Consider the following 14,567-nt stretch of genomic DNA (forward strand, 5'->3'; position numbering starts at 1 on the left):
GGCAGAAAACAACAAAAAATTAGCATTCCTCTGATATTTTCACGCAAAAGTATCAGGTTTACTGATGATGAATGCTAAATCTCCCGGCCAAATCGCCACCGGAAATGGGACGAGGTCATAAAACGCACAACACGATGATTTTCCACTCGTAGCCACTTCCCCTCACCGTTGGCGATGTTATGATGGCGGGAATTTTCCTTAAACACCCTAACTACTTCGAGTTGCAGAAAAAAGCGCCCGCGATTCCCCGTAGCGCCTGAAACCTGAATTATGACGGGTATAACAACACCGTGCGTTGAGACCCTGAACATGCTGAAGAAAATTCTATTCCCGTTGGTCGCGATGTTTGTACTCGCAGGATGCGCCACCCCGCCGACGACCATTGAAGTATCGCCGAAAATCACCCTGCCGCAGCAGGATCCGAGCCTGATGGGAGTTACCGTCAGCATCAATGGCGCAGACCAGCGTACCGATCAGGCGCTGGCGAAAGTCACCCGCAACAACCAGTTGGTCACCCTGACCGCCTCTCGCGATCTGCGCTTCCTGCTGCAGGAAGTGCTTGAGAAGCAGATGACCGCGCGTGGCTACATGATTGGTCCGAATGGCGCCGTCGATCTGCAGATCATTGTTAACAAACTGTATGCTGACGTCTCGCAAGGCAACGTGCGTTACAACATCGCCACTAAAGCGGATATCGCCATCATCGCCACCGCCGCTAATGGCAACAAGATGACCAAAAACTACCGCTCCAGCTACTCCGTTGAGGGCGCTTTCCAGGCTTCCAACGAGAACATTGCAAACGCGGTTAATAGCGTGCTGACCGATACCATCGCCGATATGGCGCAGGACACCAGCATTCACGACTTCATCAAGCAAAACGCTCGTTAATAAAATAGCAGGCCCGGTATCAGGCCGGGTCTGCTCTATATGCCATGTCCAATCACTATTTGCGTATTTTTCAGCAGCCCAAATCAGCTATTTTGCTGATCCTTGGCTTTGCTTCTGGTTTACCTCTCGCGCTGACCTCCGGCACGCTGCAAGCGTGGATGACCGTCGAAAATATCGATTTAAAAACTATCGGCTTCTTCTCTCTCGTCGGACAGGCATACGTATTTAAATTTTTGTGGTCGCCATTAATGGACCGCTACACGCCGCCGTTTTTAGGCCGTCGCCGCGGCTGGCTGCTGACGACGCAGATAGCGCTACTCGTCGCCATCGCCGCGATGGGCTTTCTTGAACCCGCAACGCAGTTGCGCTGGATGGCGGCGTTGGCTGTGGTTATCGCTTTTTGCTCCGCCTCGCAGGATATCGTCTTTGATGCCTGGAAAACCGACGTCCTCCCGGCGGAAGAGCGCGGCGCCGGTGCGGCCATCAGCGTGCTCGGCTATCGCCTGGGGATGCTGGTATCCGGAGGGTTAGCGCTCTGGCTGGCCGACCGTTGGCTGGGCTGGCAAGGTATGTACTGGCTGATGGCCGCGTTACTTATTCCATGCATTATCGCCACGCTGTTAGCGCCGGAGCCCAGCGACGTCATTCCGGTGCCCAAATCTCTTGAACAGGCCGTCGCCGCGCCGCTGCGCGATTTCTTCGGTCGCAACAACGCCTGGCTTATCCTGCTGTTAATTGTCCTTTATAAGCTCGGTGATGCCTTCGCCATGAGCCTGACCACCACTTTCCTTATACGCGGCGTCGGTTTTGATGCCGGCGAAGTCGGAATGGTGAATAAAACGTTGGGCCTGTTCGCCACCATCGTCGGCGCACTCTACGGCGGCGTACTGATGCAGCGCCTGACGCTGTTCCGCGCCCTGCTGATCTTTGGCCTGCTGCAGGGAGCCTCCAACGCCGGATACTGGATCCTCTCGGTAACCGATAAACATCTTTATTCGATGGCGGCGGCGGTATTTTTTGAAAACCTGTGCGGCGGGATGGGCACCGCGGCATTTGTCGCGCTGTTAATGACGCTATGCAACAAGTCGTTTTCCGCCACTCAGTTCGCGCTGCTGTCGGCACTGTCGGCGGTGGGTCGCGTTTACGTTGGTCCGATTGCCGGCTGGTTTGTTGAAGCGAACGGCTGGCCGACGTTTTATCTTTTCTCCGTCGTAGCCGCCGTGCCGGGGATTTTGCTCCTGCTTCTGTGTCGGCGTACGCTGGAATATACGCAGCGAACGGAAAGCTTCTTGCCGCGCACGCAATACCCGCAAACTTATGCTCTGGCGCTGGTTATCCTGGCGGTAGGTTGTTTGATGCTGGCGATATGGCTGCTGCTGTTGGCGATGAACGCGCTGGATTACACCTCTTTTTCCTTCCTGCCAGGCCTGCTGGAAGTCGCCGCATTGACCGCTATCGGTGGTATTTTGCTCGGCGCGATTCTGGACTATATGGCGCTACGCAAAACGCAGCTGATTTAATTTTCGCCAAACTGTTAATAGCCGTTTTAATTACCTGAGGTAATTATAACGGCTTATTAGCGATTTTATTTTTCCTGAGAACTGATTTGTTGTTTTGTGCGTTTTAGATTTCTGGAAATTATTGACAATTTTTACGCGATTCTTTAATTAATTTAACCGATTCAGCAGCGTTACTTTATTTTAACGTTTTCTTTATGTCTTTTATTTGATAATTAATTGTTAATTATTTGTGTTATTTTTACGATGTTTATATCCGTATCCCCATAAGCATTCCCTTTCTTATCCCTTTCGTTATAGATCCAGCGTAAATCAGGCTTTGCAAGCAATTACGTCACATTCCGTAACATATGTGACAATCCAAGCAGAACCCGCTAACACAGAACTGACACAGATCCAATCGTGTTTACAGTAATGCAACCTTACCGTAAAATGCCCGTACACTTTAAACGCCACCAGATCCCGTGGAATTGAGGTCGTTCAATGAGACTCAGGAAATACAATAAAAGTTTGGGATGGATGTCATTAATCGCAGGTACTGTATTACTCAGTGGTTGTGATTCTGCGCTCCTCGACCCAAAAGGACAGATTGGACTGGAGCAACGCTCTTTGATTCTGACGGCATTCGGCCTGATGATGATTGTCGTTATTCCCGCCGTCTTAATGGCAGTAGGATTTGCCTGGAAGTATCGCGCGAGCAATAAAGATGCGAAGTATAGCCCGAACTGGTCACACTCCAACAAAGTTGAAGCTGTGGTCTGGACGGTTCCTATTCTGATCATCCTGTTCCTGGCCGTTCTGACCTGGAAAACCACTCACGCTCTGGAGCCAAGCAAACCGCTTGTCCACGACGAGAAAGCAATCACCATCGAAGTTGTATCGATGGACTGGAAATGGTTCTTTATTTACCCGGAACAGGGTATCGCTACCGTCAACGAAATCGCCTTCCCGGCGAACGTACCGGTACACTTTAAAGTCACTTCCAACTCCGTGATGAACTCGTTCTTTATTCCGCGCTTAGGTAGCCAGATTTATGCGATGGCCGGGATGCAGACTCAGCTGCACCTCATTGCTGATGAAGCAGGCACTTATGACGGTATCTCCGCAAGCTATAGTGGCCCGGGCTTCTCTGGTATGAAGTTCAAGGCTATCGCCACCCCAGATCGTGCAACCTTCGATCAGTGGGTAGCAAAAGCGAAACAGTCCCCGAACTCCATGGACTCCATGGCTGCATTCGACAAAGTGGCTGTGCCTAGCGAAAACAACAAAGTGGAATACTTCTCTAACGTGAAACCGGATTTGTTCAAAGATGTTGTTAACAAATTCATGTCTCACGAGAGCATGAACATGTCTAAACCTGAAGGCGAGCACGCTGCGCACGAAGGGATGGAAGGCATGGACATGAGCCACGCGGAAACCGCTCACTAAGGGGCCGAGGAAGAAAACGATGTTCGGAAAACTTACACTGGATGCAGTGCCCTACCACGAACCAATTATCGTGGTAACGGTTGCTGCAATCATCGTCGGGGGACTGGCGATACTGGCAGCGATCACTTACTTCGGTAAGTGGTCCTACCTATGGAACGAGTGGCTGACGTCCGTCGACCACAAACGTCTCGGTATCATGTACGTTATCGTGGCAATCGTCATGCTGCTGCGTGGCTTTGCTGACGCCGTTATGATGCGTAGCCAGCAGGTGCTGGCCTCTGCCGGGGAAGCAGGATTCCTGCCGCCTCATCACTACGATCAGATCTTTACCGCCCACGGCGTTATCATGATCTTCTTCGTGGCAATGCCGTTTGTTATCGGCCTGATGAACCTGGTGGTTCCGCTTCAGCTCGGCGCACGCGACGTTGCGTTCCCGTTCCTCAACAACCTGAGCTTCTGGTTCACCGTTGTGGGCGTTATTCTGGTTAACCTGTCTCTGGGCGTCGGTGAGTTCGCACAGACCGGTTGGCTGGCGTATCCGCCGCTTTCGGGAATTGAATACAGTCCTGGCGTAGGGGTCGATTACTGGATTTGGGCGCTGCAGCTCTCCGGTATCGGTACTACCCTGACCGGTATCAACTTCTTTGTGACCATTATCAAGATGCGTGCCCCTGGCATGACCATGTTCAAGATGCCGGTATTCTCCTGGGCATCTCTGTGCGCCAACATCCTGATTATCGCCTCCTTCCCAATTCTGACCGTCACCGTCGCGCTGCTGACCCTGGACCGCTACCTGGGCACCCATTTCTTTACCAACGATATGGGTGGCAACATGATGATGTACATCAACCTGATTTGGGCCTGGGGTCACCCGGAAGTGTACATTCTGGTTCTGCCGGTATTCGGGGTCTTCTCCGAAGTCGCAGCGACCTTCTCGCGTAAACGTCTGTTTGGTTACACCTCGCTGGTGTGGGCAACCGTCTGTATTACCGTTCTGTCGTTCATCGTTTGGCTGCACCACTTCTTCACCATGGGTGCCGGCGCGAACGTAAACGCCTTCTTCGGTATTACCACCATGATTATCGCGATCCCGACCGGGGTTAAGATCTTCAACTGGCTGTTCACCATGTACCAGGGCCGCATCGTCTTCAACTCGGCGATGATGTGGACTATCGGCTTCATCGTTACCTTCTCCGTTGGTGGGATGACCGGTGTTCTGCTGGCGGTACCGGGCGCGGACTTCGTACTGCACAACAGTCTGTTCCTGATTGCGCACTTCCATAACGTCATCATCGGCGGTGTGGTATTCGGTTGCTTCGCAGGTCTGACCTACTGGTGGCCGAAAGCCTTTGGTTTCACCCTGAACGAAACCTGGGGTAAACGCGCATTCTGGTTCTGGATCATCGGCTTCTTCGTGGCATTTATGCCGCTGTACGTGCTGGGCTTCATGGGTATGACCCGTCGTCTGAGCCAGGACATCGACCCGCAGTTCCACTCCATGCTGGTTGTTGCAGCATGCGGCGCGGCGCTGATCGCTTGCGGTATCCTGTGCCAGCTGATTCAGTTCTACGTTTCTATCCGCGATCGCGATCAGAACCGTGACCTGACCGGCGACCCATGGGGCGGCCGTACTCTGGAGTGGGCAACCTCTTCTCCACCGCCGTTCTATAACTTCGCAGTCGTTCCTAACGTTCACGAACGTGACGCGTTCTGGGAAATGAAAGAAAAAGGCGAAGCGTACAAGCAACCTGCGCATTATGAAGAAATTCATATGCCGAAAAACAGCGGCGCGGGCATCATCATTGCTGCATTCGCAACGGTGTTTGGCTTCGCGATGATCTGGCATATCTGGTGGATGGCGATTGTTGGTTTCGCCGGCATCGTTGTGACCTGGATTATCAAGAGCTTTGACGAGGACGTGGATTACTACGTACCGGTTGCGGAAGTCGAAAAACTGGAAAATCAGCATTTCGATGAGATTAACAAAGCAGGGCTGAAAAATGGCAACTGATACTCTTGCGCATAATGCCCACGCGCATGAACACGGGCACCATGATACAGGACCGATGAAAGTCTTCGGTTTCTGGATCTACCTGATGAGCGACTGCATTATCTTCGCTACGCTGTTCGCAACCTATGCCGTTCTGGTGAACGGCACGGCTGGCGGCCCGGCGGGTAAAGATATTTTTGAACTGCCGTTCGTTCTGGTTGAAACCGCACTGCTGTTATTCAGCTCCATCACCTATGGCATGGCGGCTATCGCCATGTACAAAAACAACAAGAGCCAGGTCGTTTCCTGGCTTGCCCTCACCTTCCTCTTCGGTGCAGGGTTCGTTGGGATGGAAATCTATGAATTCCATCACCTGATTGTTGAAGGGATGGGTCCGGACCGTAGCGGCTTCCTGTCAGCGTTCTTCGCGCTGGTTGGTACCCACGGTCTGCACGTCACCTCCGGTCTGCTGTGGATGGCGGTGCTGATGGTTCAGGTATCCCGTCGCGGCCTGACCAGCACTAACCGTACCCGTATTATGTGCCTGAGCCTGTTCTGGCACTTCCTGGACGTGGTGTGGATCTGCGTGTTCTCTGTTGTTTATCTGATGGGGGCGATGTAATGAGTCATTCTACCGATCATAGCGGCGCTTCTCACGGCAGCGTGAAGAGCTACATGACAGGATTCATCCTGTCGATCATTCTGACGGCAATCCCGTTTGCAATGGTTATGAGTGGCTCCGCCTCGCATGCAGCGATTCTGGGAACCATCCTGGTCACGGCTGTGGTGCAGATTCTGGTACACCTGGTGTACTTCCTGCACATGAACAGTAAATCTGACGAAGGTTGGAACCTGACCGCGTTTATCTTCACCGTAATCATCATTGCTATCGTAGTTGTCGGCTCCATCTGGATTATGTGGAACCTCAACTACAACATGATGATGCACTAAGAGCGGCGAGTATGTTTAAGCAATACCTGCAAGTAACGAAACCAGGCATCATTTTTGGCAACCTGATCTCCGTGATCGGCGGTTTCCTGCTGGCCTCCAAAGGCCACATCGACTATCCGCTGTTCGTCTGGACGCTCCTCGGAGTATCCCTGGTGGTCGCCTCGGGTTGTGTTTTCAACAACTACATCGACCGTGATATCGATCGTAAGATGGAACGGACGAAAAACCGGGTGCTGGTCAAAGGGCTGATCTCGCCAGAATCATCGCTGGTATACGCCACCTTGCTGGGTATTGCTGGCTTCATGCTGCTGTGGTTCGGCGCCAACCCGTTGGCTTGCTGGCTGGGCGTGATGGGGTTCGTGGTTTATGTCGGCGTCTACAGCCTGTACATGAAACGCCACTCCGTCTACGGCACGCTGATTGGCTCTCTCTCCGGCGCTGCGCCGCCGGTGATTGGCTACTGCGCGGTTACCGGTGATTTTGACAGCGGCGCGGCGATTCTACTGGCGATCTTTAGCCTGTGGCAGATGCCTCACTCCTACGCCATCGCGATCTTCCGTTTTAAGGATTATCAGGCGGCGAATATTCCGGTTCTGCCGGTGGTGAAAGGTATCTCCGTCGCAAAAAATCATATCACGCTGTACATCGTGGCCTTTGCCGTGGCAACGCTGATGCTTTCTCTGGGGGGCTATGCCGGATACAAATATCTGGTCGTAGCTGCCGCAGTCAGCGTCTGGTGGCTTGGCATGGCATTACGTGGGTATAAAGTGGCGGATGATAAAGTCTGGGCACGTAAGCTGTTCGTCTTTTCCATCGTCGCCATCACTGCCCTGTCGGTGATGATGTCTGTCGATTTCATGGTCCCGGATTCACATAATCTGCTGGCTTACGTCAGATAAGATTACGCTTTATATGAAATGATAAAAGCCTCCGCAAGCGGGGGCTTTTTTATCTAGAGAAATTGCCCTCTCCCCTCCCCTTTTGCTTCATTTTCTTCACCTATTACGCTGTTAAAAATTGAGAAAAAAATGAGCATCGCTAACCGCCGCCTATCTCGCTCCATCACTGAAGTTAGTGCTAGCCTTATCTCGTAGGCAAACGCCTACATAAAACATGGATTTAACTGCAAGGAATAACAATGAAAGAATTAACATTCAACGAAATGGAATCTGTCTCAGGTGGTTTCAACCTGGTAAGCGCCGCAACTGGTTTCGCCAGCTTTGTCGCTAATTCCGCGGCAGGGTTTACCTCATTTGCGCTGACCTCCGGTCTGGCGTTTGCCTCTTTCGTCGGCGATAGCGCGATTGAATTTGGCAAGTTCCTTCTTGGGCAGACAAACTGGGAAAGCGTAGTCAGCACCGGTCAGGAAAACTGGGCAAACTTCGTTTCCACTGCTGGAAGCAGCTGGAACACTTTCGTGAATAACGCCGCAACCGACTGGAATAGCTTCCTGGATCAGGCTGCATCCTAATCGGTATAATGATCAGGGCAGATTTCATTTCTGCCCTTTCCTTTGTTTTTAATCTTTTATTTCGCTCTGCCCCCTTTTAGCCTCTGGTTCTCATCCCTTCTTCTATTACGCAACACAGTCGTAATATCTGCTAAACAAACATTTATTTACGCGTCCTTATCCCCCCACTACACTAGTCACAGTTTTTATATTGAGGTGGTAATGAACGATAACAAAATGACGCCAGGAGAACTGCGCGCAACCTGGGGTTTAGGGACCGTATTCTCACTGCGCATGCTCGGCATGTTTATGGTCCTGCCTGTTTTGACCACATATGGCATGGCGCTGCAGGGGGCTAGTGAAGCGCTGATTGGTTTAGCTATTGGCATTTACGGGCTCGCCCAGGCCGTCTTCCAGATCCCGTTTGGCCTCCTGTCTGACCGCATTGGCCGTAAGCCGTTAATTATTGGTGGTTTGCTGATATTTGTTATCGGCAGCATCATCGCCGCGCTGACCGATTCTATCTGGGGCATTATTCTTGGCCGCGCGCTGCAGGGCTCTGGCGCTATCGCCGCCGCCGTCATGGCACTACTTTCTGATTTAACCCGCGAACAGAACCGTACCAAAGCCATGGCCTTCATTGGCGTCAGTTTTGGCGTGACCTTTGCTATCGCTATGGTGCTCGGCCCTATTGTCACTCACCAGTTAGGGTTGCATGCGCTATTCTGGATGATCGCTATTCTGGCCAGCCTCGGTATTTTGCTGACTCTATGGGTAGTACCAAATAGCCACAATCATGTACTGAACCGTGAATCTGGCATGGTAAAGGGCTGCTTCAGCAAAGTGCTTGCTGAACCTAAACTCCTCAAGCTGAACTTCGGCATTATGTGTCTGCACATCATGCTAATGTCGACTTTTGTTGCGCTGCCAGGACAACTGGAGGCCGCGGGTTTCCCGGCCGCCGAGCACTGGAAAATTTACCTGGTGACCATGGTCATTTCCTTTGTCGCCGTGGTGCCATTCATCATCTATGCGGAAGTGAAGCGCAAGATGAAACGTGTGTTTCTGTTCTGCGTCGCTCTTCTACTGATAGCTGAAATCGTGCTCTGGGGAGCAGGTGGCTATTTCTGGGAACTGGTCGCGGGCGTGCAGCTGTTCTTCCTCGCCTTTAACCTGCTGGAGGCATTGTTGCCTTCATTAATTAGCAAGGAATCACCAGCAGGTTATAAAGGCACGGCAATGGGTATTTACTCTACCAGCCAGTTTATCGGCGTGGCCATCGGTGGCGCCCTCGGCGGCTGGGTCGATGGTTTCTTTGATTCACAAACGGTGTTCCTGCTTGGGGCCCTGCTAGCAATGTTATGGCTGCTGGTTGCCAGTACGATGAGCGAACCACCTTACGTGAGCAGTCTCCGAGTTGAGATCCCGGACGAAGTCATCATTAATGATGAACTACAGCGCCGTCTGTTGTCGAAACCTGGCGTTGAACAGGTCATGATTGTCGCTGAAGAACGTTCAGCCTACATAAAAATTGACAGCAAAGTGACCAACCGCTTCGAGGTTGAACAGGCTATTATCGCAACTTCGTAATCGCCCCCCATTTCTATGCTCTAAACAATAAGTTGAACGCGCGGCAACACAGAAGATACCTTCGGGTATCTTCTCTTATCAAACATGAATTGACGTAATAAGCCCCCGTACTTTTCTAATTCTGTTTTGTGAAGTTTAATTCACATTAAAACTAATAGATCATTTAAATATTCACTATTATATAAAAAACCCTCTGATTAGTATATTGCCCGGTGTGCATAGGCACATCATTAACAATTCATTAATCTAGGATGGAATTAAAAATGAAAGAATTAACCGCAAACGAAATGGAATATGTCTCTGGTGCAGGCATTATCGACCTACCTTGCGCTTTGGTTGATTTCACCGTTCAATCAGCGCTGGGCCTGGTAGCAGCAGGTATTAACGCAGGTATGATTCTGGCCTCCTCCGCTCTGGAAACCACTATTGATCTGGTTTCTAATATTCTTGGCGGTTCGCCATCTAGCCTGGGAAGCATTATAACTGACCATATCAACTCCCTGCTGTATGCTGAATCAGGGGTTTGGTCAAACTTTGTTTATAATGCTGCTACTGACTGGGGTGGTGTTGTTGAGGCCCTGCAGAGCTAAATAGCATATGGCCAGTCAGTTTTCTGACTGGCCATATTTTCTGATGTTATTTATTATTTTCGCCACATCTGAGATACATATCACATGCCGTCATGTAATCATCATGCCAGCGCCAGTAAACATGTAAATAAAAGTATCCCATCGCCGGTATCATGCATAAAATAAAATAGACATAAAAATATATTTCCCACCCTAATAATTTCAGCAACAGGCTAAAAATTACGATCCATAACAGTTGAAGAATAAATAAAATAACTAACCGCAACCACAGCGATTTCCTATACATTACGGTAAATGGGATAGTTTTAGCCAGGTTCACATCAAACTCTTTCTGAAAAAGCCGTCCTAAAAAAGTATAACGCCTGGATGGGTGAGCAAAAATCAAATTAACTGCCAGTATCGCTGAACAAAGAATCAGCATAGCAACTATCAACTTTGCAGAAAAAAAACCATTGGATAAGGAAAAATCTTCATCCGCGACTAAGGGGCTGATAACCAGAAAACTGGTCATAAAAGTTACGGTAACATTTAAGCAAGCATAATGATGGAGATTACGGTATCTAAGCGTATACGCAGTTGCCCGCTGTAACTGTTTGACGTAACAATTCCTGGCGAACCAGCACATCATATAGACCATTATCGGCACAAAGATGACAATACAGACCATCGCGAGAATGCTTGAAAAGAAGAGTAGAAATCCCTTCACAACCAGATAGCACCCCAGTAAACAGCAAGCTGTAGCAACAAGCGGATGCCATAGTATGGCCTCACATTGCGAATACTTTTTTCCCTGAAACCAAGAAAAGTTGATATTTTTTATCGCATATTTGTAAGCCCAATACGCTTTAAGTTCATAAACAAAGCTAAACATAGTTAACGAAAAAATGGCGCTGACAGGGAATGCATCTTCCATGGTCAAAATATACCCTCTGTTTTTCACGTAGAATGCAATCAGCATCGTACAAATAAAGTACAAATAGGGTAAAAGCGAACGATCCTGTCGACGAATAAAAGTTAAATAATCCGGAATCATGCTAGCCTCGTTACACCCCCAATATTTTTCGACAATGAATGAAATACTCTGCCGAGAAATCATCGAAATCATTTAGTAATTGTCCAAGATACGCTTTATTGCTGATTTCAACGAACCTGACGACGGGAGTGTGTTGTAAAAAAGCAGTCATAGATGCTGTCCATTGTACGGTATGGGTCAAATGCAACGATAAGTTGTTTTTAATTATCTCAGGGTCACCTTCTTCGCGCCCGGTAACATTCATTAGTACAGGATAATTTGGCCGTACCATTTCCACCACCTCCAGGGCATCTCGCATAAGCTGAACTCCATCAGCCATTAGTGGCGTGTGCCAGGCACCGCTAACGCCCAACTTTACCGTTTCCAGGCCAGCTCCCATAAGTACCCCGGCGAATTCGCTTAAATCTGGCAGCGTTCCGCCAACCACCTGCTGATAGGGACTATTATCACAACTCACCACAACCGGACTTCCGGAATCGTTAATCAACTGGCTTATCGTTTGATAATCGGCACCTCTCACCGCTAGCATTGCGCCTTTACGAATATGACTTAAATCATCCATGATAGTTGAGCGCGCTGATATTAGTTTGAACACATTCTCCAGCGTTAAAGCGCCGGCCGCGTAGAGTGCGCTATATTCACCAACACTTTGCCCACATGAACCCACGATGTGAGCGTCAGAGAATTGCTCAGCATAAAGACTATAGAGCGTAACGTTGATAGCCGTCACCGCTGCCTGCTGTGTCGTCGTTCTCACCAGACGATTCATTGGCCCTTTCAGACATAACCGACGAAGATCCAACCCTGTTACATCACTAGCGCAATCCCAGATTTGTCTGGTGGTTGCGTTTAGATCCCATAAATCTGATCCCATTCCAATTACAGGATTTCCCTGACCGGCGAAAATAAGCACCAATGGTTGCTCTGATAACTTTGTCATAGACAATATATCCTTATAAATAGTATTTAAATCCAATATAGACTCCGAGGGTCTCGCCAAAAAGTGCGAACTCAGAATCACGATGACCTAATGCGCTATAAAACCCCGAATAAATCTCTACCCGTTCGCCCAACCATTTTACCGGCTTGATATAATGGGTGCCAATTAATGCACTACCATCAACTAAGTTCATCACCAGATAGGGCTGAAAAGTTGAATGATCAGTATTCTGTAAACTTAGCCACGAATTAATATAATGTCGTCCTTGTAACATCCATTTATTTCCTGTATTACTTATTTCTGACCCCATCAGATACTTATAATCATCAAATACTTTATCTAAACTGGACAAGCCAGTTTCATTACTTAATAGTTTAATAAAGTCGGTCTGCTCTCGCCATGCCGCTTTTGAGTATCCTTCACTCTGGTAATAGTATTCGATACCTAATACACTAAAAAGGTCAGTGGTATACTGGCCGCCAACGGCTAATTCATAGTTTTTTTTATCATCCTGAGCATAAAGCGATGAAGGATATTTCCCAGATAATACTGCATCTCGTTTTTCACGGGAAAAATGCCGCCACTGTTGATTTTTGTGTAAAGCCGCCTCTACGTTGACAACAAACTGAGGAGTTATATTGTAGCTATCCGCCAGGGCCAACGAAGGAGAATCGCCAAGCATCACATCTGCTGCCAGTCGATGATTAGCAAGTCGATAATCGGAGTAACTTAATAAATAATACTCACTGCTGTTGCTCCGTTGATTGGCTGTCCAGTTGCTGGATGACTCATAATATTGATCAATACTCGCCAATTTGGGTATGATAGTAAATGAGAATGCATAATCGCGGAACTCTTCTGAGATCCGCCCCCCCCAAAACGGCTCATTATAGGTGGAATTAAATCCGGGGTCGAATATTCTGGTAGGTTTAAATCCGGCATAAAAAGTCGTCAACAATGCTGCAGGCGATCTTAAATGAAAAGCACCGGAATGCGGTCTAAGTTTTCCGCCTTCGAGACTGACGTTTTCAGATAATGTTGCGTTCAGCTTTAGCCTATCGATTAATATTTTAGAGCGACTATTATCTTCTTCGAATAGCCCCACCTCGTTCATCGGATGATATCCAAAGCCATATAATGAAAAATCCACAGCCAACACATCATCAATAATGTCACAAGAGCTAGAGACGTTAAGTGAAATATTATTATAGGCGTTATCAGTGGTATACGGGTTAGATCCACTGATGCGCCATAGAGACTCATTTTTATGTGTAAAGGATGTTTGCCCCATCAAAATCAATTGACCATTTTGTTGTATTTCATCCGCGGTAAGACAATCTGCCATCCCCAACAACGGTATTAATGTTAGAATTGATAGTAATACAGCCCGAAGCAATTTCACTTTGCTTCCCTCTGAATGAACTCCTTCGTGAAGTGAAATTCTGGTAAGGACTCAAGGCGAACATTACTATACTTCATGACAGAATAGCCCTTTTCATACCGAGTATTCTGCACAATAATTTCTGTTGGCCGGTACATTCCCAATACCATTTGATAGTTTTTATACAAAACACTCTTGAGTAATTGATTATCAAGTGAGTAATATGATGCCTTAAATGGTCGATACTCGGCGTTTTTTTCTACCAGGTAAATCACTTTTGGATAAGTAACGGCCTCAGATTTACGAATAAGAGACAACCGATAGCAGATTTTATCACCACAAGGCTCCTCACCCTCCAGCGTCGAATCATAGGCATATTCGAAGTTCGTTACGATAACATCACCATTAGAGATCTGGCCTATTAAGCGTTGTGAACGCGAAATGGGAACTGGCCTTCGAAGCTCAGGTGTATAAAACCATAAATCATACCAATCAGATAACATGACTTTACCTTTATCTCGCGGAGGATAAGTAAAGCGTATCAATGAACGAGCGTCAGCTTTAATACCGTTTTTCGGCTTAATAAATCGCATTGAAATATCAAGAGATTGTTTATTTTCAGGTTCATCCACTCCCTCTTTAAACTCCAACACGGTCACTTCATAGCGGAAAGGTTCATTTGGTGAACGAACTTCATCCGCCCTGCGAATAATCTCCAGAGCCTGCTGATCAATTTTTGTCGCTTGCACTGCAGCTGAATGCAGTAATACTGCCAAATATAATAAATACCACATGCCAATTCTCATACT

The 14,567-nt window shown here is 48.4% G+C and carries 14 protein-coding genes; 10 read left to right on the forward strand and 4 right to left on the reverse strand.

What is annotated here, in order from left to right:
- Positions 1 to 309 precede the first annotated feature (309 nt).
- The 10 genes from PGS10_RS12160 (at position 310) to PGS10_RS12205 (ending at position 10,404) form a co-directional block, all read left to right on the forward strand.
- Complete coding sequence (locus tag PGS10_RS12160) at positions 310 to 888, forward strand: lipoprotein (protein ID WP_045390841.1); 579 nt, start codon at positions 310 to 312, stop codon at positions 886 to 888.
- A 44-nt stretch (positions 889 to 932) separates the two neighbouring features.
- A complete protein-coding gene (gene ampG / locus PGS10_RS12165; protein ID WP_045390843.1) occupies positions 933 to 2,408 on the forward strand; it encodes a muropeptide MFS transporter AmpG in 1,476 nt (491 codons plus the stop codon).
- Positions 2,409 to 2,888: 480 nt separating this feature from the next.
- Positions 2,889 to 3,833, forward strand: a complete 945-nt coding sequence (gene cyoA / locus PGS10_RS12170) for a cytochrome o ubiquinol oxidase subunit II (protein ID WP_015704588.1) — start codon at positions 2,889 to 2,891, stop codon at positions 3,831 to 3,833.
- Positions 3,834 to 3,852: 19 nt separating this feature from the next.
- Positions 3,853 to 5,844 carry a cytochrome o ubiquinol oxidase subunit I gene (gene cyoB / locus PGS10_RS12175; RefSeq protein ID WP_015704587.1) on the forward strand — a complete coding sequence of 664 codons (1,992 nt, stop codon included), beginning with the start codon at positions 3,853 to 3,855 and terminating at the stop codon, positions 5,842 to 5,844.
- Positions 5,834 to 6,445: a cytochrome o ubiquinol oxidase subunit III gene (locus PGS10_RS12180; RefSeq protein ID WP_015704586.1), complete on the forward strand. Its 612-nt coding sequence runs from the start codon at positions 5,834 to 5,836 to the stop codon at positions 6,443 to 6,445. The genes cyoB and PGS10_RS12180 overlap by 11 nt, the downstream gene beginning before the upstream one ends.
- Complete coding sequence (locus tag PGS10_RS12185) at positions 6,445 to 6,774, forward strand: cytochrome o ubiquinol oxidase subunit IV (protein WP_015704585.1); 330 nt, start codon at positions 6,445 to 6,447, stop codon at positions 6,772 to 6,774. Before PGS10_RS12180 ends, PGS10_RS12185 begins: the two co-directional genes overlap by 1 nt.
- A gap of 11 nt (positions 6,775 to 6,785) precedes the next feature.
- A complete protein-coding gene (cyoE, locus tag PGS10_RS12190; RefSeq protein WP_045390845.1) occupies positions 6,786 to 7,673 on the forward strand; it encodes a heme o synthase in 888 nt (295 codons plus the stop codon).
- Positions 7,674 to 7,912: 239 nt separating this feature from the next.
- Positions 7,913 to 8,245: a hypothetical protein gene (locus tag PGS10_RS12195; RefSeq protein ID WP_045390848.1), complete on the forward strand. Its 333-nt coding sequence runs from the start codon at positions 7,913 to 7,915 to the stop codon at positions 8,243 to 8,245.
- A gap of 201 nt (positions 8,246 to 8,446) precedes the next feature.
- Complete coding sequence (locus tag PGS10_RS12200) at positions 8,447 to 9,814, forward strand: MFS transporter (protein ID WP_047044459.1); 1,368 nt, start codon at positions 8,447 to 8,449, stop codon at positions 9,812 to 9,814.
- Positions 9,815 to 10,077: 263 nt separating this feature from the next.
- Positions 10,078 to 10,404, forward strand: a complete 327-nt coding sequence (locus PGS10_RS12205; protein ID WP_047044462.1) for a hypothetical protein — start codon at positions 10,078 to 10,080, stop codon at positions 10,402 to 10,404.
- A gap of 46 nt (positions 10,405 to 10,450) precedes the next feature.
- Here PGS10_RS12205 and PGS10_RS12210 read toward each other — a convergent pair whose 3' ends face one another.
- The 4 genes from PGS10_RS12210 to PGS10_RS12225 are packed head-to-tail and all read right to left on the reverse strand — an operon-like array spanning position 10,451 to position 14,564.
- A complete protein-coding gene (locus PGS10_RS12210) occupies positions 10,451 to 11,437 on the reverse strand; it encodes a hypothetical protein (protein ID WP_316423015.1) in 987 nt (328 codons plus the stop codon).
- A gap of 10 nt (positions 11,438 to 11,447) precedes the next feature.
- Positions 11,448 to 12,377, reverse strand: coding sequence for an ACP S-malonyltransferase (locus tag PGS10_RS12215; RefSeq protein WP_316423017.1), 930 nt, complete (start codon positions 12,375 to 12,377; stop codon positions 11,448 to 11,450).
- A 13-nt stretch (positions 12,378 to 12,390) separates the two neighbouring features.
- Positions 12,391 to 13,722 carry a hypothetical protein gene (locus PGS10_RS12220; protein WP_316423077.1) on the reverse strand — a complete coding sequence of 444 codons (1,332 nt, stop codon included), beginning with the start codon at positions 13,720 to 13,722 and terminating at the stop codon, positions 12,391 to 12,393.
- Positions 13,723 to 13,775: 53 nt separating this feature from the next.
- Positions 13,776 to 14,564 (reverse strand): outer membrane lipoprotein-sorting protein, encoded by a 789-nt coding sequence (locus PGS10_RS12225; protein ID WP_047078654.1) that lies wholly within the window; start codon positions 14,562 to 14,564, stop codon positions 13,776 to 13,778.
- Positions 14,565 to 14,567: the final 3 nt, after the last annotated feature.

The sequence above is a fragment of the Klebsiella sp. 141153 genome (assembly GCF_032601995.1).
GTDB classification, from domain to species: Bacteria; Pseudomonadota; Gammaproteobacteria; order Enterobacterales; family Enterobacteriaceae; genus Klebsiella; species Klebsiella aerogenes.

Excerpts from the sequence above, each read along its gene's own strand:
- PGS10_RS12160 (WP_045390841.1), top strand. The coding sequence starts at position 310 with ATGCTGAAGAAAATTCTATTCCCGTTGGTCGCGATGTTTGTACTCGCA.
- ampG (WP_045390843.1), top strand. The coding sequence starts at position 933 with ATGTCCAATCACTATTTGCGTATTTTTCAGCAGCCCAAATCAGCTATT.
- cyoA (WP_015704588.1), top strand. The coding sequence starts at position 2,889 with ATGAGACTCAGGAAATACAATAAAAGTTTGGGATGGATGTCATTAATC.
- cyoB (WP_015704587.1), top strand. The coding sequence starts at position 3,853 with ATGTTCGGAAAACTTACACTGGATGCAGTGCCCTACCACGAACCAATT.
- PGS10_RS12180 (WP_015704586.1), top strand. The coding sequence starts at position 5,834 with ATGGCAACTGATACTCTTGCGCATAATGCCCACGCGCATGAACACGGG.
- PGS10_RS12185 (WP_015704585.1), top strand. The coding sequence starts at position 6,445 with ATGAGTCATTCTACCGATCATAGCGGCGCTTCTCACGGCAGCGTGAAG.
- cyoE (WP_045390845.1), top strand. The coding sequence starts at position 6,786 with ATGTTTAAGCAATACCTGCAAGTAACGAAACCAGGCATCATTTTTGGC.
- PGS10_RS12195 (WP_045390848.1), top strand. The coding sequence starts at position 7,913 with ATGAAAGAATTAACATTCAACGAAATGGAATCTGTCTCAGGTGGTTTC.
- PGS10_RS12200 (WP_047044459.1), top strand. The coding sequence starts at position 8,447 with ATGAACGATAACAAAATGACGCCAGGAGAACTGCGCGCAACCTGGGGT.
- PGS10_RS12205 (WP_047044462.1), top strand. The coding sequence starts at position 10,078 with ATGAAAGAATTAACCGCAAACGAAATGGAATATGTCTCTGGTGCAGGC.
- PGS10_RS12210 (WP_316423015.1), bottom strand. The coding sequence starts at position 11,437 with ATGATTCCGGATTATTTAACTTTTATTCGTCGACAGGATCGTTCGCTT.
- PGS10_RS12215 (WP_316423017.1), bottom strand. The coding sequence starts at position 12,377 with ATGACAAAGTTATCAGAGCAACCATTGGTGCTTATTTTCGCCGGTCAG.
- PGS10_RS12220 (WP_316423077.1), bottom strand. The coding sequence starts at position 13,722 with ATGGCAGATTGTCTTACCGCGGATGAAATACAACAAAATGGTCAATTG.
- PGS10_RS12225 (WP_047078654.1), bottom strand. The coding sequence starts at position 14,564 with ATGAGAATTGGCATGTGGTATTTATTATATTTGGCAGTATTACTGCAT.